Source organism: Oribacterium sp. P9 (genome assembly GCF_046365365.1).
Taxonomy (GTDB): Bacteria; Bacillota; Clostridia; order Lachnospirales; family Lachnospiraceae; genus Oribacterium.
In genome coordinates this window covers 114,008-136,098 of sequence record NZ_JBKEIS010000001.1, presented here as the reverse complement: position 1 = coordinate 136,098, position 22,091 = coordinate 114,008, and the positions used below count along the sequence as shown (strand labels likewise).

Genomic DNA, 22,091 nt, shown 5'->3' with positions numbered 1-22,091 from the left:
TTCGACTGGATTTTCTGCTTGCAGGAGGTATATTTTCGGCAGATGCAGGCGACGATCTACATGATTCGATAATTTACGATTTTGTGTATATGAAAGTTGCGCTCAAAGCTGGACTTGGAAGAGAAACTATACACGGAAGGAATTTTTCAGAAATCGTGTCTATGAGAATTACGCTCCGAAACTGGATTCAGGAGAGAAACTATACATGGAAGGACTTTTTCGGAAATCGTGTCTATAAAAATCGAAATCAGATGCTGATTTTCGCTGTCAATCGCCGATTAAATATACACGATTTCAGAATGAGAACGTCCGTGTCTATTTTACCTGTCGATTTTCGATTTCAGGCAGGAAATCCATATACACGATTTTCGAAAAAAGCATCGCATGTCCAGTCGTTACTGTTCGGGCAAGGCGATGTCTTCATCCTCGTTTGATTTTCATGAGACGCCTATGCCGAGCGTCTCTTTTTGTTTGCCCACCCCATTCGGCTGCCTTTATCTATTTACATATCGGTCCCGCCCCGTGCAAACAAACAAAAAAATCGACCATTTTTTCTTTGCGTGCGGATGCCGCGCTGGAATACTGCTCGATTTTCAGACCATCATCGAGCGCGGCCCGGAAATTTTTACTGGCGAACCGGGTGAAATAATAGTAGATAGTTTGCAGCCATCTGTCATGCTTACAGTCAAAAAACATATCCAGTATTTTTATCATCAAACCATATTGGATAGTAACGTTGGCCAGAGGCAGCGAAGGGGCGGCAACAGAGTACTGTTCCTACGTTGCTACCCCTCCGGCTCCTGCCTGAATCCAGTTGACGAGTGGACAGTAACGGCAACAGTTCACCCATCTGTTAAATTCGTAACATTCCTCTTTAGAAATCCTTCGCACGATGATATAATGAAAAACGGTTTGCTTGCGATGTGGCCCGGCCGCATCACTGAAAAAGTACCTTATGGAGGAAATGACGATGCTGAATTGGAAGAATCTTGATACGCTTTCATCCTATGCAGAGCTGCAGAAGGTGAAGGCAGTGAACCTGAAGGAAGTCATGACCGGCGAGAATGGTGCCGCTCGTGTAAAGAACTATTCTGTGCCGATGGCAGAGGGAATGGCATACAACTACGGTGCGAAGGCTGTCGATGAGGATGTCCTCGCAGCACTCGTGAAACTGGCGTCGGAAGCACAGCTTGCAGAGAAGTATGAGGATCTCTACAACGGTGATATGATCAACACTGGTGAGAAGCGTCTCGTACTTCACCAGCTGACCCGTGGACAGCTCGGTCAGGATGTTGTGGTAGACGGTGAAAACAAGCGCGCATTCTACGTTGAGCAGCAAAAGCGCATCGCCGCATTCGCGGAGAAGGTTCATTCCGGTGAGATCGCCAATGCAGCCGGCGAGAAGTTTACCACGGTCGTTCAGATCGGTATCGGCGGAAGTGACCTCGGTCCACGCGCGATGTACCTCGCGCTTGAGAACTGGGCGAAGACGAAGGGTCTCCTCAAGATGAATGCACAGTTCATCAGTAACGTCGATCCGGATGACGCAGCCGCTGTTCTCCGCAACATTGACGTCGCTCATTCCCTCTTCATCCTGGTTTCCAAGTCCGGCACGACGCTTGAGACTCTCACGAACCAGACCTTCGTGATGAACGCGCTTCGGAAGCTCGGCCTCGATCCTGCGAAGCACATGATCGCCGTTACTTCCGCAACTTCTCCGATCGCCACCAGCCCGGAGTATCTCGCAGCGTTCTATATGGATGATTACATCGGTGGACGTTACTCCTCTACCTCAGCGGTCGGCGGCGCGGTTCTGTCCCTCGCCTTCGGTCCGGAGGTCTTCGCAGAGTTCCTCGAGGGCGCTGCCGCAGAGGATAAGCTCGCTGCAGAGAAGGATCCGATGAAGAACCCGGATATGCTTGACGCACTGATCGGTGTATATGAGCGTAACGTGCTCGGCTACGAGAGCACCGCGATTCTGCCGTACTCCCAGGGCCTCAGCCGCTTCCCGGCACATCTTCAGCAGCTCGACATGGAGTCGAACGGTAAGTCAGTAAACCGCTTCGGTGAGCCGGTGGACTATCCGACCGGTCCGGTTATCTTCGGTGAGCCGGGCACCAACGGCCAGCACAGCTTCTACCAGCTCCTGCACCAGGGCAAGGACATCATCCCGCTCCAGTTCGTCGGCTTCCGTGAGAACCAGATCGGCATGGATGATACCATCCAGGGCAGCACCAGCCAGCAGAAGCTCTGTGCCAATGTTGCCGCCCAGATCGTTGCCTTCGCCTGCGGTAAGGAAGACGAAAACCGCAACAAGAACTTCGAGGGTGGCCGTCCTTCCTCTATCATCATCGGTCAGCAGCTGAATCCGAGAACCCTCGGCGCACTGCTCGCACACTATGAGAACAAGGTGATGTTCCAGGGCTTCTGCTGGAACCTGAACTCCTTCGATCAGGAGGGCGTACAGCTCGGTAAGGTCCTTGCGAAGAAGGTACTCGCACACGAGACTGACGGCGCACTGAAGGTATACAGCGATCTTCTGAATATCTGATCGCACAAGGAAGATGCAGAGCATATTCTGAATAGTATATTTCGACATTAATTAAGAGCCAGCGCAGTTGCGCTGGCTCTTTTCTAGTGGTGTTTATACAATGCTGCCTTTTCTTTCAAACGCTGTCTTGGTACAGCATCACTCGCTTGGACAGCACTGGCGATGCCTGGTCTGCTGCTCACTCCGAAATCCCTGCCAGTTTCCTGAATTTTTTATCAGACAGTATGCCCTGTGTCAGGAACTGTCCGTCCCGGAACAGGGCGTAGGTGGTGACCGGCGCGGGCACGTTCTGCGCGGCTTCTCTGTCAGTGATGTGGATGGCCTTAAACGGAACGCTGTGTTCCTCCGCGATCTCCAGAATCTTCGGTACCCAGTAGTATGTGAACGGGCACTGGTCGGTGTAGTAGAGGACGAATCCACTCTTCTCTACCTTCGGGTGTCGCGCACAGTCCTTGAATCTCGGTGGCGCTGCATTATCTGCAAGGGGAAGGTACATGAGATTGATTCCGCAGTCGGAGATGTCTGCCACACGAAACCCCTTATAGGTCAGGAATTTCGGGTCAGCGAGAAATTCCCGCTTCCGGCCCTCCGCGCACAGAATACAAATGCCGTTCTTCTCCTGCGCCCTGGCATCGCGGATGCACGCCTCCAGCAGATCATTTGAGTATCCATGTCCCTTCATGGAGCCGGATACCCAGAGGCAGTTAATGTAGAGATATTCGTCTGCCTCAATCGGCACCCATGCATTTTCGACCGGTATATATTCGATAAAGCACTTCCCGCGCTCCTCGCTCCGATAAAAAACCAGACCCTCGTCGAAGCGCTGTCTCATCCACTCTTTTTTAGCAACGCTCTGCTTGCCAGACATGGCGCAGCAGATATGCTCCTTATCAATATTTTCTTTTGTGATTCGAATATAGTTCATCCGTCATCCAACTCCTCATAAAAAAGTAACCGCTCGGTAACTCTAAGTATAGTTACCGAGCGGTTACCTGCCAATAGATTTCAGGGATGCCCATTCATAAAATGTCACCTATTCGTAACTGTTCGGGCAGGGGATCCGGAGGGGCGTCAACGAAGGCACAGTACTCCGAGTTCACTGCCCGAACGGTTGCACCTATTAAAAAACAGCACCCGTTTTCCGAGTGCTGCGTCTTCTTACAGTATATTCTTGTATCGTCCGAGGAAGCTCTGCATACGTTCGTTCTCGGAGTTAAATACGTGCTCCGGAGTGCCTTCTTCGACGATGACACCGTCGGCCATGAAGATGACCTTATCGGAGATGTCGCGGGCGAAGGCCATCTCGTGGGTGACGATCACCATCGCGATGTGCAGGTCCTTCAGGGACTTGATAACCTTCAGGACTTCCCCGGTGAGCTCCGGGTCGAGGGCGCTGGTCGGCTCATCGAAGAAAAGAACCTTCGGATTCAGCGCCAGGGCGCGGGCGATGGCGACACGCTGCTGCTGTCCGCCGGAGAGCTGGTACGGATAGTACTTCTCCTTATCCGCGAGGCCCATCTTTTCGAGGAGCTCGCGGCCGATCTTCTCTGCCTCCTCCCGGGACTTCTTCTGCACATGGATGACCGCGTCGGTCACGTTCTGAAGCACATTCCAGTGTGGGAAGAGGTTGAACTGCTGGAAGACGAGGCCGTAGACCTGCTTGATCTTCCGGAGTGTTTCCTTATCGGCGTATGCTGCACGCCCGTCGGAAGCATTGTCCGCAACCACCGTATCCTCATACTTCAGTGTACCGGCGTCCATCCTTTCGAGCAGCGTGGCGCAGCGAAGCAGGGTGGACTTGCCGGAACCGGACGGGCCGATGATCGACACGATCTCGCCATCCGCGACGGTCAGGCTGATGTCCTTCAGGACCTGGAGGTCGCCGAAGCTTTTCTTCACGTTTTTCATTTCGAGCAGATTCATCGCTTACCTCCTTACTTATAGTAGTTCATCTTCTTCTCGATGCGCTCCATGAGGAAGGCGACGATGAAGTTAAAGACATAGTAGAACACGCCGGCGACGATGAGCGGGGTCATCGATGTCTGGCTGGACGACAGGGCTTTCGCCTTCGTGAACATCTCCATGACCGAGATGGAGAACGCGAGCGAGGTGTCCTTGACGAGGGTGATGACCTCGTTCGTGATGGACGGAAGGATGCGCTTCATCACCTGCGGCAGGATGATACGGAAGAAGCTCTGCACGCGGCTATAGCCGAGGATGTCGGCGGCCTCGTACTGTCCGACCGGCATGGACTGGATGCCCGAGCGGTAGATCTCCGCGAAGTAGGCAGCGTAGTTGATGATGAAGCCGATGTAGACGGCGGAATTACGGTAGGTCGGGCTCAGCTTGATGTGGCAGAGGTAGTACGGACCGTAATACACGACGAAGAGCTGTAGCATCAGCGGAGTTCCACGCATGATAGAGATGTAGGCCTTCGTGAGTCCGCTCACGACGCCGTTTTTCGACATACGCCCGAAGGCCACCAGCAGGCCAAGCGGCAGGCTGAACAGCAGGGTGATGGCGAAGATCTCGACCGAAACGCCAAGACCCTTCAGTAATTCCAGGATGATCTGTGACAGTGCCACGGTAATTCCTCCAAAAAGCATAATTTGATGGTTTTAACAACCAGTCTTCATCATATCATATTCTCGCGAAAACCAAAGCCGAGAACACAGCTTCCTGCATAAAAGTGGCACATCCGAAGCAACGCTCCGGAAAGCCCTTAAACGCAAAGATGAACCTGACAGGAGTCTGGCCGGTATCCGCCGGAGCCTTCTTCTGTCAGGTCCCATGTCTACACTCGCATGTATCACTTCAGGGTGAATACGTCGGAGCCGAACCAGTCGTTCGAAATCTTCGCTACGGTTCCGTCGTCCTTCATCGCCATGAGGGTGTCATAAACCGCCTTCGCAAGCTCGTCCTCACCCTTCTTGAAGCCGATACCGTACTCCTCTGCAGAGAGGGTATCATCGAGGATCTTCATATCCTTACCGGAAGACTTGATCTGGTAGCCGGCGACGATGCTGTCCATGCAGACCGCATCACAGGCACCGGACTCGAGATCCATGAGTGCCGTGTTATAGTCCGCAACCTCGGTCATCGATCCGAAGCTCGCACTGAGCTCTGCGTCACCCTGCAGTGCAGCGAGTCCCGAAGAATCCTTCTGAACCTCGACGGCCTTGCCTGCGAGATCCGCCTTCGACGCGATATCGCTGTCGGCAGTCACGACGAATACCTGATTGTTCGCCATATACGGGCCTACCCAGGTGTAGGCGTCCTCACGTCCCTGCATCGTGAAACCGTTCCAGATACAGTCAATGTTGCCGGAGTCGAGTTCCATGTCCTTCGCATCCCAGTTGATCGGCTGCGGTACGAACTCGAGGCCGAGACGGGAAGCCACTTCCTTCGCGAGATCGAGGTCGAAGCCGGTGAACTGTCCATCATCACCGACGAAGCCCATCGGCGGGAACTCCTGATCGAAGCCGACCGTGAACTTGCCGCTCGGCGTTTTCACCGTTCCCTCTGCAGCTGCTGCGGTATCACCCGCCTCGGTGGTGGCTACTTCTGTGGTGGCTGCCTCCGTCGCTGCTGCGGTTGTCGCTTCCGCTGTGGTCGCCACCGGTGTCGAACTGGAAGAACCGCAACCCGCAAGCGCACCCGCTACCATCATCGCCGCTGTCATCATCGCTAAAGTCTTTTTCATAATTATCTCCTCCTGCACTTCCGTGCGACGAGCCGGCCTCCGGAGGCCCCTCGTGAATCCCTCTTATGATTCAACACTCTACCATGGTAAAGCAGTGATGTCAACCATGAGTTTTTCGAAAAGATGAATCGCAAATTACTACATCGTAAAAAACTTTGTTATAAAAAAGTTCTTTACAATTTATTAAGCGAGTGCCTGCAAGATGTAAAGAGCAACTGACATTATGCATTTCACAAATCAGGCTTCTGGCGAGGATGTGACCACAGGGAAATTTCCCTGATTTGTGAAAAAATGGAGTTTACTCAGCTCAGCCCAGATCGATAACGCAAGAAATCTATAGAAAAAGAGGAACTGCCGACTCGGCAGTTCCTCTCCATCGATATGTTTTATACTCTAGCGACGCCGCTTTTCCGCGCTGCTTCTGCAGTGGCACTGGCGACCGCGTCACGTACGCGTGGATCGAAGGCCTTCGGGATGATGTACTCTGGGGTGAGCTCGTCGTCGGATACGAGGCCGGCGATGGCATACGCGGCGGCTTCCTTCATCTCGTCGTTGATGTCGGTTGCACGTACATCGAGGGCGCCACGGAAGATGCCCGGGAAGACAAGGACATTATTGATCTGGTTCGGGTAGTCGGAACGACCGGAACCGATGACGGCTGCACCGGCTTCCTTACTATCCTCCGGCATGATCTCCGGGGTCGGGTTCGCCATCGCGAAGACGATACCGTCCTTCATGCTTCTGACCATCTCCTTCGACACGAGACCGCCGCGGGAAACGCCGATGAAGGCGTCCGCACCATTCAGTGCATCGGCGAGTGTGCCGTGGATGTGATCCTTATTTGTGATGTGGGACATCTCCTCCTGACCGAAGTTGAGGCCCTCATCACCCTCGCAGATGATGCCATGAATGTCGCACATGATGACATTGCCGAAGCCCATCTTCACGAGAAGCTTGCCGATCGCACAGCCGGCCGCGCCCGCACCGTTGATGACGATCTTCAGCTCGCCCATCTTCTTGCCGGTGACCTTTACGGCATTCAGAAGTGCCGCAGCTACCACGACCGCGGTACCGTGCTGGTCATCGTGGAATACGAGGATGTCGCACTTTTCCTTCAGCTTCTTCTCGATCTCGAAGCAGCGCGGAGCCGCGATGTCCTCGAGGTTGATGCCACCGAAGGAGCCAGCGAGCAGGGAGATCGTGTTCACGATGGTGTCCACATCCTTCGAGCGAATGCAGAGCGGAATCGCGTCCACGCCACCGAACTCCTTAAACAGTACGCACTTGCCTTCCATAACCGGCATGCCGGCCTCTGGACCAATATCACCGAGGCCGAGAATCGCGGTACCATCGGTCACGACCGCGACGGTGTTCCAACGGCGGGTCAGCTCCCACTGCTTCTCCGGATCCTTCTCGATCTCCTTGCAGACCGCAGCCACGCCCGGTGTATAGGCGAGGGACAGCGCCTCGGAGCTGTCGACCTTTGCGCGTGACGCCACCTCGATCTTACCCTTTAACTCATAGTGCAGCTTGATAGACTCTGCAGATACATCCTTTGCCATCGTTGTGTCCTCCTCGATGTTTATTTCTTTTTTATTGATTTGATAGACGGAAATCTTCTTATAAGCCCGCGCAAGTGTTTATAAAACCTCGCGAAAATGGCTTAAAATCAAGGTTTTCTGCATATCGTCATTTATCTTGCCATATCTCCGTATAAGATGATTTTGTAAGACCGGGCACCATTTTGGCACCACAAATTATAGGAGGACGACATGAAAAACGTACTTTTAGACAAGGGTATTATACTCCCGTCCGGCGAAATCAGCAAGGATAAGGTAAACCTTGTAACCGGAGCAATCACGCAGCCATTCGCAGAAATGGTATGGGTAACGACAGGCGGCGACATGGAAACCGTAAACCGCTTGACCGACGTACTTGTTACCATGAACACCCCCGCCGACCGGGGGAAGCTGTTCAAAATCATAAAAATGCTCTATGGGCTTATGGGCTTGCCCTTTTCCGAGGAAGCCGAGCCTATGGACGCAGACCCCGCCGTTTTGGAATACTTCATTTTTTCCTTTACGGCAGACTTTGGCGAAGTCATACAAGACCTCATAGCCGAAGAAGCAGAATAACGCACCGCACAGGCGGCGTTTCTCACTTCCCACAAGGAAGAACAGGAACGCCGCTTTTTTCATGCCCTTTGTTACGCAGTAGGCATGAAAAAGCCCTTGATTTACGCGGCTTTGCGGACGCGGTTTTCAGCGGATAAGGGATTGATACCTAAACCCTCAAAATCGCGTTTCTATTGCGTAACAGGTATGCAGCAAAGGAGTGATGAAGCTATGGCAGTTTTCAGAGTGGAGCGCAACAAGGGCTATACGGTTATGAGCAACCACCACTTACGCAATAAGGAGCTATCCCTAAAGGCAAAAGGGCTGTTATCGCAAATGCTGTCCTTGCCAGAGGATTGGGACTACACCCTTGCGGGGCTGTCCTTTATCAACCGGGAGAAAATCGACGCTATCCGGGAAGCCGTTAAGGAACTGGAACGCGCCGGGTATATCGTGCGTTCAAGGGAACGCGACGAGAAAGGACGCTTGCGCGGCGCAGATTATGTGATTTTTGAGCAGCCACAGACCCCGCCTGTATCGGATTTACCTACATTGGAAAATCCAACATTGGATAATCCAACGTTGGAAAAACCTACGCAGAAAAAACCTACGTTGGAAAATCCAACGCAATTAAATAAAGATATACAAAAGACTAACTTACCCAAAAAAGAAAAATCAAATATAGATTTATCAAGTACCGATTCCATTCCTATCCATTCCCTAAATCCCTTGCCTTACGACGGGGAAGCGGCAGAGCCGCCGGAACGGAAACGAAAGGAAGCGACAGACGCATACAGCGTTTATGAGGAAATCATCAAGGACAATATCGAGTACGACCATTTTGTACGCTACGGGCAGGTAGACAAAGACCGTCTGGACGAAATTGTTTCGATTATCCTTGAAACGGTATGCAGCAAGAGAAAGACAATCCGTATCGCCGGGGACGATTACCCGGCAGAGCTTGTCAAGGCAAAGTTTATGAAGCTCAACAGCAGTCACATTGAATTTGTCTTTGACTGCATGAAAGAGAATACCACCAAAATCCGCAACATCAAACAGTACCTTAAAGCGGTGCTGTTCAATGCGCCGAATACCATTGACAGCTACTATACCGCCCTTGTCGCTCACGACATGGCGACAGGCAAAATCTAAAGGAGGATTACCACATGGCACAGAAAACAGGAGCTTTGATTTTTGACGAACAGACCGACCGCTACGACATTCGCTTTGACATTGCCGACTATTACGGCGGCTTGCATTGCGGAGAGTGTTTCGACGTATTCACAGGCGGCAAATGGAAGCCGACCCGCATTGAAATGAGCGCGGCGCAGGAATGGTACCTTGTGGGTATCCGCGCCGAGGATTTGAACGGCTTGCGCGTCCGTATCTAAAGCTTATGGGCGGCTACCGCAGCGGCGTACCACCCTAACACTATCAGACTACCGCGAAAGGAGGACGGTAAATGCAAGATGAAATCAACGAAAAGACCATAGCCCTTTACATCAAGACCGGGAAGCTGACCGCGCAGACACTTCAAAAGGCTATGAAAACGCTGCTTGCACAGATGAAGAAGCAGAAAGACAAAACGCCGCAGGGCAAGCAGACCTTAAAGCAGCTTATGAAGCAGAACGCGGGAGTTTCCAACATTGAGATTACCGAGGGCAATATCAAAGCCTTTGAGAGTACGGCGAAAAAGTACGGTATCGACTTTGCGCTGAAAAAGGACACGACGGAAAACCCGCCCCGCTACCTTGTGTTTTTCAAAGGCCGCGACGCTGACGTGCTGACCGCAGCCTTTAAGGAGTTTTCCGCAAAGAAGCTGACACAGGAGAAAAAGCCCTCTATCCGCAAGCTGCTTTCCTCTCTGAAAGAAAAGGCGGCGGGCTTGAACGCGCAGCGGGACAAGGTAAAGAACAAGGACAGGGAGGTATCGCTATGAAGCAGGAAGTCAAAAAGCTGCTTATCCTCAACCTGCCCTATCTGCTCTTTGTCTATCTGTTTGACAAGATAGGCGCAGCAATACGCCTTACCCCCGGCGCAGACGCAAGCGAAAAGCTCTTGCAGCTTGGGACGGGCTTTGCCGCCGCCTTTTCCAGTATCGCGCCGAGCCTGCACCCCGCCGATCTGCTTATCGGCATTGCGGGGGCGGTCATTATCCGGCTTGCCGTTTACATGAAAGGCAAGAACGCGAAGAAGTACCGAAAAGGCATGGAATACGGTTCTGCACGTTGGGGCGGCGCGGAGGATATAAAGCCGTATATCGACCCTGTATTTGAAAATAATGTGCTGCTGACGCAGACCGAAAGGCTGATGATGAGCAGCCGCCCGAAGCAGCCGAAGTATGCAAGAAACAAAAACATTCTTGTTATCGGCGGTTCCGGCAGCGGCAAGACCCGCTTTTTCGTAAAGCCCAACCTTATGCAAATGCACAGTTCTTATGTTGTTACCGACCCGAAAGGCACCGTCTTAATCGAGTGCGGGAAGCTCTTACAGCGGGGCGGGTACAAAATCAAAGTGCTGAATACGATTAACTTCAAAAAATCCATGAAATACAATCCCTTTGCCTATCTGCGGAGCGAAAAGGATATTTTGAAGTTAGTCAATACCATTATCGCCAACACCAAAGGCGACGGGGAGAAATCCGGCGAGGATTTTTGGGTAAGTGCGACACGTTCGCCAGCGGTAAGAAGCTGGCGGACACGCAACGTATGTTGCGTGGATAACTGATAGTTTGACAGGTGGAATGATGGGGTAACGCCCTGAAACGCCTGCCCTTGGCGGGCATGCATCAGCTGTAAAGGCTCTTGTATGAAGCCCCGCGACAACGGCCGAGAGCAGCCGTACTGGCAGCCAATGCCGGCGAAAGCGCCCCAGAGGTGGGGTGTGCTGCCTATAGGCCAAGGGTCTATAAGACGCCCATGGTTAGAATGTTCGCCTTGGCGGGCGGACTGACGAACCCGCGAATGTACAGGTCTAAAAGAAGACCCGGTAGAAATGCCGGGGTGCGTTAAAGCGCAGTCGGTGTGGTTTAGTAAGAATTTTTCCTATGAACGACCATGCTGTGTTACAGGCACAGGCAAGCCGACAGGACTATAGTGGGAACCTAAAGGCGCGTATGTACAGATAGAACTATCGGAACGTGGAAAGGTACCGGGTTCCGCAAGGAATAGCCTGACGAAGAACAATAAGCAGGTGAACCGGTGCTGAAAAGCCGTGATCGAACCTATGACAGCCCCTGTAATGGGGGAAAGAGGGATGGTCACCAGTCGGTTGGTCTAAGCAGGCATTATTCAGTCCAAGATAAGGATTCGAGTAAGACCAAAAGGGTCACTCTCTGAGAGGAGGTGATGCCTTATGCCAGGAGAAGCAAAGAGTCTATGTGTTGACGACCTTCGGCATGCAGAGTATTACGGCATGCAACCGGTCTTTGATGAGCTTTACCGAAAAAGCAAGAGCGGAGAAATATTTACAAACCTGATGGAGATCATCCTGCGGCGCGAAAATATCCTGCTTGCCTATCGGAATATCAAAACCAACGGAGGAAGTTACACGGCAGGCACAGACAACAGAAACATCACAGACATCGGGAGCAGGACTCCCGAAGAAGTCGTGGAGAAAGTGAGGTTTATTGTCACAGGGAGTCGGCACGGCTACCGGCCCAAACCGGTCAGACGCAAAGACATCCCGAAACCGAACGGCAAAACAAGGCCGCTCGGCATCCCTTGCATCTGGGACAGGCTGATACAGCAATGTATTAAGCAAGTCATGGAACCGATCTGTGAAGCTCAGTTCAGCGACAACAGTTACGGCTTTCGACCGAACCGATCGGCGGAGCATGCCATAGCGAAGACTTATTCGCTGATGCAGGTGACGCATCTTCACTACGTCATTGAGTTCGACATCAAGGGCTTTTTCGACAACGTGAATCACAGCAAGCTGATCAAACAGATATGGGCAATGGGAATCAGGGACAAGCAGTTGATATTTGTAATAAAGCGGATTCTGACTGCGCCGATTCGCATGCCGGACGGCACAACTATCCTACCGGACAAAGGCACGCCGCAGGGCGGCATCATCTCGCCGTTACTGGCAAATATCGTGCTGAACGAACTGGATCACTGGGTAGAGAGCCAATGGCAGAACAATCCGGTGGCTGTAGCCCGAGGAAGATACAGGACAATCGGCAAAAACGAGGTGTTCGACAAGAGCCATGGGTACAGAGCCATGAAGAGCACAAATCTGAAGGAAATGTATATCGTAAGATATGCTGACGATTTCAGAATCTTCTGCCGCTCGAAGGATGATGCTGTAAAGACAATGGAAGCTGTGACGCAGTGGCTTGAAGAAAGACTGCGGCTTGAAGTTTCCCCAGAGAAAACACGGATAGTGAATGTGAGAAAACGCTATTCGGAATTCCTTGGGTTCAAGATACGGGTCAGACAGAAAGCAAAGAAATACACTGTACAGTCCCACATATGTGACAAGAAGTTTGGAATAGAGCGGGAAAAGCTCGTGGAACAGGCAAAAAGAATAGCCAGACCATCCGAAGGCAAAACGCCATTAGGAGAAATCCGGACTTACAACTCGATGGTAATGGGCATCCAGAACTACTTCGAGATCGCCACCTGCATCAGTCTTGACTGCAGGATCATCCACAGGCAGGTAATGACCGTTCTTACCAACAGGCTGAACTCAGAGAAAGGGTGCAGGCTTCAACGCGAGGGCGGAACTATGACCCAGACGGAGAAGGAGCGATACGGAAGGTCGAAAATGGTGCGTTACGTTGCCGGGATCGATCAACCGATCTACCCGCTTGCATTCGTAAAAAACAAGATACCACACTCGAAGCGGTCTGCCGTATGTAGCTACACGGCAGAAGGCAGAAAGCCAATACACACGAATCTCCGATTGAACCCATTTGTTCTTGAAGGATTACGGTCGATGGCATCGGGCGGACACAGCACAGAATACGCCGACAGCAGAATTTCTTTATTCTCTGCCCAAGGCGGCAAATGTGCGGTCAGCGGAGAGGAATTCGGAAGTGCATCCGAAATCGCCTGTTGGCTGAAAAAGCCAAAGAATGACGGTGGGCAGGAGCGCTATCAAAACATGACTCTTCTGCATTACAGGTATCTGCCGCTGTTGGAAACGACAGACACGGCAAAGCTCAAAGCCTTAACCAAAACACTCAACATGACGAAAAAGCAAGTTTCAAAGGTAAACAGACTGCGGGAGCAGGCTGGTCTGGCGGCTATAGATTAAAAAGCTATTTTGGTGACTGATTAAATGCTTGCGAAAACAATCGTTGGAACGCCGGATGCGGTGAAAATCGCATGTCCGGTGTGAAGTGGGGGAAAACCCGGAGATTACTTCAAAGGGTTACCTATCACTATAAGCTGAAAAGCTCTACTATACCGCGCTTATCGGCTATATCTGGTACGAAGCCCCCGACGAGGAAAAGAACTTTACGACGCTGCTTGAAATGATAAATGCGTCGGAAGCCCGCGAGGACGACGAGGACTTTAAGAACCCGGTAGACCTCATGTTTGAACGTCTGGAAGAAAAAGACCCGGAACATTTTGCGGTCAAGCAGTACAAGAAGTACAAACTTGCGGCAGGCAAAACGGCAAAGTCAATCCTTATTTCCTGCGGCGCAAGGTTAGCCCCCTTTGACATACGGGAACTGCGCGAACTCATGGAAACCGACGAAATGGAGCTTGACACTTTGGGAGATAGAAAAACGGCATTGTTCGTTATCATCTCCGACACCGACGACACTTTCAATTTTGTTGTTTCCATTCTCTACACGCAGCTTTTCAACTTGTTATGCGACAAAGCCGACGATGTTTACGGCGGGCGGCTGCCTGTTCATGTGCGCTGCCTGTTAGATGAATTTGCGAATATCGGTCAAATCCCGAAGTTTGAAAAGCTCATAGCGACCATACGAAGCCGCGAAATATCGGCTTCTATTATTTTGCAATCACAGTCGCAGCTAAAGGCAATCTACAAGGACAACGCCGATACCATAGTCGGCAACTGCGACACGACCCTTTTCTTGGGCGGCAAGGAAAAAACGACGCTCAAAGAAATATCGGAAATCTTAGGCAAAGAAACGATTGACAGCTTCAACACTTCCGAAACCAGAGGGCGGGAGCTTTCGCATGGGCTGAACTATCAGAAGTTAGGCAAAGAGCTTATGACGCAGGACGAAATCGCGGTCATGGACGGCGGGAAATGTATCTTGCAGCTTAGAGGTGTGCGCCCGTTCTTCTCTGATAAGTACGACATCACGAAGCACCCGAAATACAAGTACCTGTCCGACGCAGACCCGAAAAACGCCTTTGACATGGAAAAGCATATCAAACGCCGCCCCGCTATCGTAAAGCCGGACGAAGTATTTGACTACTACGAAATCGACGTACAGGAGGACGCAGCACCGTAAAGGGAGGTGGTAATCTATCCGAACTGTAAACACGGGCTATATGGTACGCGCCCCTACTTGGAGCGTGGCAGGAAGCCGCAGCGTATCAACCCTTACAAAAATGACAACTGAATACCGCCGCGCCGCAGCAGTTTAAGCAGCGCGGGGACGCAGCCGCCGAACACAGGCGGCTTTTTTCATACCCAAAACCAAAAACAAACAATTTTTATCGCCGCAAAACGGCAGAAAGTGAGGAAATTATATGGCATTTTTCAACAGCGCAGTAAACGTATTGCAGACCCTTGTTATCGCTCTTGGAGCAGGCTTAGGCATTTGGGGCGTTATCAATCTTCTGGAGGGATATGGTAACGACAATCCGGGTGCAAAAAGCCAGGGCATGAAGCAGCTCATGGCTGGCGGCGGCGTTGCCCTTATCGGCATGACCCTTGTACCGCTGCTTTCCGGGCTGTTCGGTTAAGATAAGCGGGTAAAGGCTTATGCAGAGCATACTTGACGCGATTAACGAATGGATAAAGGAAATCCTTATCGGAGCCATAAACGGTAATCTGTCATCTATGTTCGGGGACGTAAACGAAAAAGTCGGCACTATCGCCGCAGAGGTAGGCAGGACCCCGCAAGCGTGGAACGCAAACGTATTTTCCATGATAAGGACGTTATCGGAAAACGTGATTGTCCCGATTGCGGGGCTTGTCATTACCTATGTCCTATGCTACGAGCTAATCAGCATGGTAACGGAAAAGAACAATATGCACGATATTGACACGTTCATGTTTTTCAAGTGGATATTCAAGGCGTTTGTCGCAGTCTATCTTGTTACGCACACCTTTGATATTACTATGGCGGTGTTCGATATGGCGCAACACGTTGTTTCCGGCGCGTCGGGGGTAATCGGCGGCAACACGAATATAGACGTTGCCGCCGCCCTTGGCTCCATGCAGGACGGGCTTGAAGCAATGGAAATCCCCGAACTGCTCTTACTTGTCATGGAAACAAGCCTTGTGAGCTTGTGCATGAAAATCATGTCCGTATTGATAACCGTTATCCTCTACGGCAGAATGATAGAAATTTACCTTTACTGTTCGGTATCGCCTATCCCGTTTGCAACAATGACAAATCGAGAGTGGGGACAGATAGGAAACAACTACCTAAAAGCCCTGTTCGCTATCGGTTTTCAAGGCTTTCTGATTATGGTATGCGTCGGCATTTATGCGGTTTTGGTAAACAGCATGATTATAGCGGATAACCTGCACAGCGCGATTTTCTCCCTTGCAGCTTACACCGTTATTCTCTGCTTCTCCCTGTTCAAATCCGGCGCACTGGCAAAATCCATATTCAACGCACATTAAAAGACCGCGGGGCTTTTCCCCGCAGAAAGGAGGTTTACGCTTGGCGTATGTACCCGTACCGAAAGACTTATCCAAAGTCAAAACAAAGGTTGCTTTCAACCTTACAAAACGGCAAATCATTTGTTTTGCGGTTGCCCTTATCTTAGGACTTCCGCTTTTCTTTTTGCTCAAAGACAGCGCAGGCACAAGCCTTGCGTCGGTGGTAATGATTGCGGTCATGCTGCCCTGTTTCCTGTTCGCCATGTATGAGAAACACGGGCAGCCCCTTGAAGTGGTGGCAAAGCACATCATACAGACAAAATTCATTGCCCCCAAAGAGCGACCCTATCAGACACAGAATTTATACGCCGTATTGGAACGGCAGAGAAAATTGGAAAAGGAGGTATCAGAGATTGCAAAAGGAACCTACAAAAAAGGCAGCGGGAAAAAGAAACACCGGGGCTAACCCGCCCCGCAAGCTCTCCCGCGCCGAGAAAAAGCAGATTGCCGAGGTTATCCGGCAGGCAAAGGGCGACGGGAAAGCCCACACCGCGCAGCAGACAATCCCCTACCTTACCATGTACCCGGACGGGATATGCAAGGTATCGGAAAAGAAATACAGTAAATCCATTGCCTTTGAAGATATTAACTATCAGCTTGCACAGGCAGACGACAAGACCGCCATTTTTGAAAACTGGTGCGATTTTCTCAACTACTTTGACGCTTCCGTTTCGGTGCAGCTTTCTTTCATCAATCAAGGGACGCAGCGGGAGCAGGCAGAGAAAGCTATCAATATTCCCGCGCAGGACGACGCTTTCAACTCTATCCGCACCGAGTATTCGGATATGCTGAAAAATCAGCTTTCCAAAGGCAACAACGGGCTTGTGAAGCACAAGTACATCACATTCAGTATCGAAGCAGACAATCCGGCGGCGGCAAAAGCCCGCCTTTCCCGTATTGAAACCGACGTGCTGAACAATTTTAAGGTACTTGGCGCGTCTGCCCGACCTATGACGGGCTATGAACGGCTGAACGTGCTGCATGGCGTATTCCACCCGGAGGGCAAGCCGTTTTCCTTTGATTTTTCATGGCTTGCCCCGTCCGGGCTTAGTACAAAGGACTTTATCGCCCCGTCCTCTTTCCATTTTGGCGAGGGACGCTATTTCCGCATGGGTAGAAAAATAGGCGCGGTATCATTCCTTGAAATCCTTGCGCCGGAACTGAATGACCGTATGCTTGCCGACATTCTGGACTTGGAAACGGGCGTTATCGTCAATCTGCATATCCGCAGTATCGACCAGACCGAAGCAATCAAGACTATCAAGCGGAAAATCACAGACCTTGACAAGATGAAGATTGAGGAACAGAAAAAAGCAGTACGCAGCGGCTATGACATGGATATTATTCCCTCTGACCTTGCTACTTTCGGCAGCGAAGCGAAAAATCTCTTACAGGATTTGCAGAGCCGAAACGAGCGTATGTTTCTTCTTACGTTCCTTGTGGTAAACATGGCGGACACGAAGCGGAAACTGGAAAATGACATTTTCGCAGCGGCGGGCATTGCACAGAAATATAACTGCGCTTTGACGCGCCTTGACTATCAGCAGGAAGCGGGGCTTATGTCCTCTATCCCTCTTGGGGAAAACCTTATCCCTATTCAAAGAGGGCTGACGACAAGCAGCACCGCTATTTTTATCCCCTTTATCACGCAGGAGCTTTTCCAGACAGGCGCAGCCCTCTATTACGGGCTGAATGCTCTTTCAAACAACATGATACTCTGCGACCGCAAGCAGCTTAAAAATCCGAATGGGCTTATCTTGGGAACGCCGGGAAGCGGGAAATCCTTTGCAGCGAAACGGGAAATGACAAATGCTTTCCTCATTACGGACGACGATATTATCATCTGCGACCCGGAAGCCGAGTATTTCTCCCTTGTGCAGCGTCTGAACGGTCAAGTTATCCGTTTGTCGCCTACGGGCAAGGGCATTGACGGGAAGCCCCAGTATGTGAACCCTATGGATATTAACCTCAACTATTCCGAGGACGACAGCCCCCTTGCGCTGAAATCTGATTTTATCCTGTCCTTGTGTGAGCTTGTCATTGGCGGCAAGGAGGGCTTGCAGCCGATTGATAAGACGGTCATTGACCGCGCTGTAAGAAACGTGTACCGCCCGTTTTTAGCAAACCCCGACCCGGCAAATATGCCGATTTTGGGCGACCTCTACGACGAGCTTTTACGGCAGCCGGAGCCGGAAGCGGCGCGGATCGCGTCGGCGTTGGAGCTTTATGTATCGGGAAGCCTTAACGTCTTTAACCACAGGACGAATGTAGAGCTTTCAAACCGCCTTGTCTGCTTTGATATTAAACAGCTTGGAAAGCAGCTTAAAAAGTTGGGTATGCTCATTGTGCAGGACCAGGTATGGAACAGGGTAACGGTCAACCGGGCAGAAAAGAAATCCACACGCTACTATATGGACGAATTTCACTTGCTTCTGAAAGAGGAACAGACCGCCGCTTACAGCGTGGAGATTTGGAAGCGTTTCAGAAAGTGGGGCGGCATACCCACAGCCATTACGCAGAACGTTAAAGACTTACTTAGCAGCCGCGAAGTGGAAAATATCTTTGAAAACTCTGATTTTGTCCTCATGCTCAATCAAGCGGCAGGCGACCGGGCTATCCTTGCAAAGCAGCTTAACATTTCCCCGCAGCAGATGAAGTACGTTACCCACACCGAAGCGGGCGAGGGACTTATCTTCTACGGAAACGTGGTACTGCCCTTTGTAGACCGCTTCCCGAAAGATACCGAGCTTTACCGGGTAATGACGACGAAGCCGGAGGAAGTGGGCGAAGCATGACAGAGGAATTAAAGACGGACATTATCATCAACCGGGACGCGCTCTTTGCTCTTAGGGAACTGCCCGACGAAAGCGTGAATTGCTGCGTAACAAGCCCGCCCTACTATGCACTTAGGGACTACGGGCTTGACGCACAAATTGGGCGGGAGGACACGCCGGAGGAATACATAGAAAGGCTTGTTGCCGTATTCCATGAGCTAAAGCGCGTCTTGCGTTCCGACGGTACCTTTTGGCTGAATATCGCAGACACCTATTGCGGCACCGGGAACAAAGGTTACTATGCCGACCCAAAGAACCCGAAAGGCAGAAACGGACAGCAGACTGCTAAAAATGCCCGCGCTCCCGGCTGCAAGCAAAAGGATTTAATCGGTATTCCGTGGCTTTTAGCCTTTGCCCTACGCGCTGACGGGTGGTATTTACGGAGTGATATTATCTGGCAGAAAGAAAACCCTATGCCGGAAAGCTGCAAAGACCGACCGAGCCGCTGCTATGAACATATCTTTTTGCTTACAAAGTCAAAGAAATATTTTTATGACGCTGCCGCCATTGCGGAGCCTATCGCTGCCACAACAGCGGCGCGTTACCGCACCGGGCGGGGCGCGGGACACAAGTATGCTGATGAAGTACCCGGACAAGGGAAAGTACAGGGTATCAACCGCACAAGAAGCGGCGGCTACTATGACGAAGCACTTATACCGACCATGCGGAACAAGCGGGACGTGTGGCTTATCAACACGGTACCATACAGCGGCGGGCATTTCGCCGCCTATCCTCCGAAGTTAGCGGAAACCTGTATCAAGGCTGGCTGTCCGAAAGGCGGCGTTGTCATAGACCCCTTTTTAGGCAGCGGCACAACGGCGGCAGTCGCAAAAAGCCTTGACCGACACTATATCGGTATCGAACTGAATATTGAGTATTGCGCCCTTGCAAGGGCGCGGATTGGAGGTGTGCAGCCATAAAACAATATAAGCCGCGTGATAAAATCACGCAGAAAATGACCCGCGACGGACTTATCGAGGTCAACGAAACCAAAGAAACCGCCGAGCGTGTAAGCCGCCGGGAACAGGAAGCGGATTTTTCAAAACCGCAGGAGCAGCCCGCGCCGCAGGCTGCACAGGAAGCGGCGGCGCAGAACGTGGCAGAGCTACCCCCTGTTTCTCCTGACGCTTCCCCGCTTCCTCTTGCGCCAGAGCTTCCCCACAGGCAGGACACCGCTACCGCCGAGCGCGTCATGGAGCGCGTTGGCGCAGCCCAGACCCGGAAAGCGAGTAAAAAGGCAGCGCAGAAAGCACAGCGCGACGCTACGGTAAAAGAGAAATCTTCCCGCTTGCAGTTTACCGAGGAAGAATTAAATACGCCGGAGCTTGAAACGTATATCAAAAAATCCGATAAAGCCGCCGACCGTCTGGACGCGGCAAAGGCAGCTATCCCCAAAGAAAAGAAACTTGTAGGGGAACGCACCTTTGACGAAGCCACAGGAAAGGCAAAGACCCGCTTACGCTTTACCGAGCAGGAAAAGCCGATAAATGGCGGCAAAGCCCACCCTAACCCGCTATCCCGCCCCGCGCAGGAAGCGGGTATTTTCGTCCACAACAAGATACATTCCGTTGAAAAGGATAATTCCGGCGTGGAGGGAGCGCATAAATCCGAGGAATTAGCGGAGAAGGGCGCAAAGTACGGGACGCGGAAAATCCGGGAGGGCTACCGCAGCCACAAGCTGAAACCCTACCGGGCGGCGGCAAAGGCTGAAAAAGCAGCGGAGAAAGCAAACGTCAATTACCTGTACCACAAGACGCTGCATGAGAACCCGCAGCTTACAAGTAACCCCCTATCCCGTTTCATGCAGAAGCAGCAAATCAAGCGGCAGTATGCTAAGGCAGCAAAGACGGGCGGCGCAGCTACCGCAAAGAAAGCCGCCGAGAATACCCGCAAGGCAGCGAAGAAAACCGCCGAGGAAACAAAGAAAGCGGTTGCTTTTGTGGGGCGGCACCCGGCGGGCGTTGGTATCGCCGTTGCCGCGCTGCTCTTATTCATCATGGTATCAGCGGGACTTTCTTCCTGCGGGGCTATGTTTTCCGGCATGATGAACGGCGTTCTTGGGACGTCCTACACGTCGGAGGACAGCGACCTTGTGGCAACGGAAAACAACTACGCCGCAAAGGAAACCGAGCTTCAGCAGCGGATTGACAATATCGAGCGCGACAATCCCGGCTATGATGAATACCGCTACGACCTTGACAATATCGGGCATAACCCGCATGAACTGGCTTCTTACCTTACCGCCCTTTTGCAGAGCTACACGCCCCAGAGCGCACAGGCAGAGCTAAACCGCGTCTTTGATAAGCAGTACACCTTGACACTGACGGAAGAAATCGAAGTGCGCTACCGCACCGAAACCCGCACCGACACATGGACGGACGAGGACGGGAACAGCCACAGCGATACCTATACTGTTGAAGTACCCTATAACTATTACATTCTCAATGTCAAGCTGACAAACAGACCGATTAACAGCTTTGTATCGGAGCTTTTGACCGCAGAACAGCTTGAAATGTACCAGGTGTATCTGGAAACAAGCGGCAACAAGCCCTTGATTTTCGGCGGCGGTTCTCCCGACGTTTCCGCGTCCGAGGATTTAAGCGGCGTACAGTTTGTAAACGGGACGCGCCCCGGAAATACCGCGATTGTAGATATAGCGAAGCGGCAAGTCGGCAACGTGGGCGGGCAGCCCTATTGGAGCTGGTACGGCTTTAACAGCCGCGTGGAGTGGTGCGCCTGCTTTGTGTCGTGGTGCTACGGGCAAATGGGCTTATCCGAGCCGCGTTTTGCCGCCTGTCAATCACAGGGTATTCCGTGGTTTACTTCACGCGGGCAATGGGGAGCGCGGGGCTATGAGAATATCGCACCCGGCGACGCTATCTTTTTCGACTGGGACTTAGACGGAAGTGCAGACCATGTAGGGCTTGTTATCGGCACAGACGGAAGCCGCGTCTATACCGTCGAGGGCAATTCCGGCGACGCCTGCAAAATCAAAAGCTATCCCTTAGACTATGCCTGTATCAAAGGGTACGGGCTGATGAACTGGAACTAACCGCAAAAAT

Annotated in this window: 18 protein-coding genes and 2 pseudogenes; 15 read left to right on the top strand and 5 right to left on the bottom strand. The window is 51.7% G+C overall.

From position 1 onward, the window contains the following. Positions 1 to 384: 384 nt before the first annotated feature. Entirely contained in the window at positions 385 to 993 is a 609-nt protein-coding gene (locus ACK8P7_RS00585; protein ID WP_410042281.1) for a hypothetical protein, read from the top strand. Then, positions 971 to 2,551 (top strand): glucose-6-phosphate isomerase, encoded by a 1,581-nt coding sequence (locus ACK8P7_RS00580; protein ID WP_410042280.1) that lies wholly within the window; start codon positions 971 to 973, stop codon positions 2,549 to 2,551. The genes ACK8P7_RS00585 and ACK8P7_RS00580 overlap by 23 nt, the downstream gene beginning before the upstream one ends. Positions 2,552 to 2,729: 178 nt before the next feature. Here the strand turns inward: ACK8P7_RS00580 and ACK8P7_RS00575 are convergent, their stop codons facing one another. From ACK8P7_RS00575 to ACK8P7_RS00555, 5 genes are all read right to left on the bottom strand, one after another. Continuing rightward, positions 2,730 to 3,476, bottom strand: a complete 747-nt coding sequence (locus ACK8P7_RS00575; RefSeq protein ID WP_410042279.1) for a YoaP domain-containing protein — start codon at positions 3,474 to 3,476, stop codon at positions 2,730 to 2,732. A gap of 233 nt (positions 3,477 to 3,709) precedes the next feature. Continuing rightward, the gene (locus ACK8P7_RS00570) at positions 3,710 to 4,474 is read right to left on the bottom strand and encodes an amino acid ABC transporter ATP-binding protein (RefSeq protein WP_410042278.1); all 765 of its coding nucleotides are present in this window, start codon (positions 4,472 to 4,474) and stop codon (positions 3,710 to 3,712) included. Positions 4,475 to 4,485: 11 nt separating this feature from the next. Beyond that, entirely contained in the window at positions 4,486 to 5,157 is a 672-nt protein-coding gene (locus tag ACK8P7_RS00565) for an amino acid ABC transporter permease (RefSeq protein ID WP_410042277.1), read from the bottom strand. A 203-nt stretch (positions 5,158 to 5,360) separates the two neighbouring features. Beyond that, entirely contained in the window at positions 5,361 to 6,254 is an 894-nt protein-coding gene (locus ACK8P7_RS00560; RefSeq protein WP_410042276.1) for an amino acid ABC transporter substrate-binding protein, read from the bottom strand. Positions 6,255 to 6,640: 386 nt separating this feature from the next. Continuing rightward, a complete protein-coding gene (locus ACK8P7_RS00555; protein ID WP_410042275.1) occupies positions 6,641 to 7,816 on the bottom strand; it encodes an NADP-dependent malic enzyme in 1,176 nt (391 codons plus the stop codon). A gap of 210 nt (positions 7,817 to 8,026) precedes the next feature. On the opposite strand from ACK8P7_RS00555, the gene ACK8P7_RS00550 reads away from it, so the two are divergent. The 13 genes and pseudogenes from ACK8P7_RS00550 to ACK8P7_RS00490 all read left to right on the top strand — a co-directional run bounded on the left by ACK8P7_RS00550 (position 8,027) and on the right by ACK8P7_RS00490 (position 22,081). Beyond that, complete coding sequence (locus tag ACK8P7_RS00550) at positions 8,027 to 8,389, top strand: hypothetical protein (RefSeq protein WP_002584990.1); 363 nt, start codon at positions 8,027 to 8,029, stop codon at positions 8,387 to 8,389. 210 nt (positions 8,390 to 8,599) lie between these two features. After that, positions 8,600 to 9,520 carry a DUF6017 domain-containing protein gene (locus ACK8P7_RS00545; RefSeq protein ID WP_002584989.1) on the top strand — a complete coding sequence of 307 codons (921 nt, stop codon included), beginning with the start codon at positions 8,600 to 8,602 and terminating at the stop codon, positions 9,518 to 9,520. Positions 9,521 to 9,534: 14 nt separating this feature from the next. Continuing rightward, positions 9,535 to 9,759 (top strand): DUF5348 domain-containing protein, encoded by a 225-nt coding sequence (locus tag ACK8P7_RS00540; protein ID WP_002584988.1) that lies wholly within the window; start codon positions 9,535 to 9,537, stop codon positions 9,757 to 9,759. Between the two features lie 71 nt (positions 9,760 to 9,830). Next, positions 9,831 to 10,307, top strand: coding sequence for a PcfB family protein (locus ACK8P7_RS00535; RefSeq protein WP_058351589.1), 477 nt, complete (start codon positions 9,831 to 9,833; stop codon positions 10,305 to 10,307). Next, a pseudogene (locus ACK8P7_RS00530) lies at positions 10,304 to 11,041 on the top strand (type IV secretory system conjugative DNA transfer family protein); the annotation flags it as partial. The gene ACK8P7_RS00535 and the pseudogene ACK8P7_RS00530, both read left to right, overlap by 4 nt. Before the next feature lie 681 nt (positions 11,042 to 11,722). Then, a complete protein-coding gene (ltrA, locus tag ACK8P7_RS00525; protein WP_410042274.1) occupies positions 11,723 to 13,630 on the top strand; it encodes a group II intron reverse transcriptase/maturase in 1,908 nt (635 codons plus the stop codon). A gap of 133 nt (positions 13,631 to 13,763) precedes the next feature. Beyond that, a pseudogene (locus ACK8P7_RS00520) lies at positions 13,764 to 14,810 on the top strand (VirD4-like conjugal transfer protein, CD1115 family); the annotation flags it as partial. 241 nt (positions 14,811 to 15,051) lie between these two features. Beyond that, on the top strand, positions 15,052 to 15,267 hold the full coding sequence (locus ACK8P7_RS00515) for a Maff2 family mobile element protein (protein ID WP_131009387.1): 216 nt from the start codon (positions 15,052 to 15,054) through the stop codon (positions 15,265 to 15,267). Positions 15,268 to 15,286: 19 nt separating this feature from the next. Next, a complete protein-coding gene (locus tag ACK8P7_RS00510) occupies positions 15,287 to 16,156 on the top strand; it encodes a VirB6/TrbL-like conjugal transfer protein, CD1112 family (protein ID WP_070470234.1) in 870 nt (289 codons plus the stop codon). Between the two features lie 40 nt (positions 16,157 to 16,196). Beyond that, positions 16,197 to 16,601: a PrgI family protein gene (locus ACK8P7_RS00505; RefSeq protein ID WP_410042273.1), complete on the top strand. Its 405-nt coding sequence runs from the start codon at positions 16,197 to 16,199 to the stop codon at positions 16,599 to 16,601. Next, positions 16,549 to 18,990 (top strand): VirB4-like conjugal transfer ATPase, CD1110 family, encoded by a 2,442-nt coding sequence (locus tag ACK8P7_RS00500; RefSeq protein ID WP_410042272.1) that lies wholly within the window; start codon positions 16,549 to 16,551, stop codon positions 18,988 to 18,990. The genes ACK8P7_RS00505 and ACK8P7_RS00500 overlap by 53 nt, the downstream gene beginning before the upstream one ends. Next, positions 18,987 to 19,949: a DNA-methyltransferase gene (locus ACK8P7_RS00495; protein ID WP_070470229.1), complete on the top strand. Its 963-nt coding sequence runs from the start codon at positions 18,987 to 18,989 to the stop codon at positions 19,947 to 19,949. Before ACK8P7_RS00500 ends, ACK8P7_RS00495 begins: the two co-directional genes overlap by 4 nt. A 35-nt stretch (positions 19,950 to 19,984) precedes the next feature. Continuing rightward, positions 19,985 to 22,081: a CD1108 family mobile element protein gene (locus tag ACK8P7_RS00490; protein ID WP_256138893.1), complete on the top strand. Its 2,097-nt coding sequence runs from the start codon at positions 19,985 to 19,987 to the stop codon at positions 22,079 to 22,081. Positions 22,082 to 22,091 lie beyond the last annotated feature (10 nt).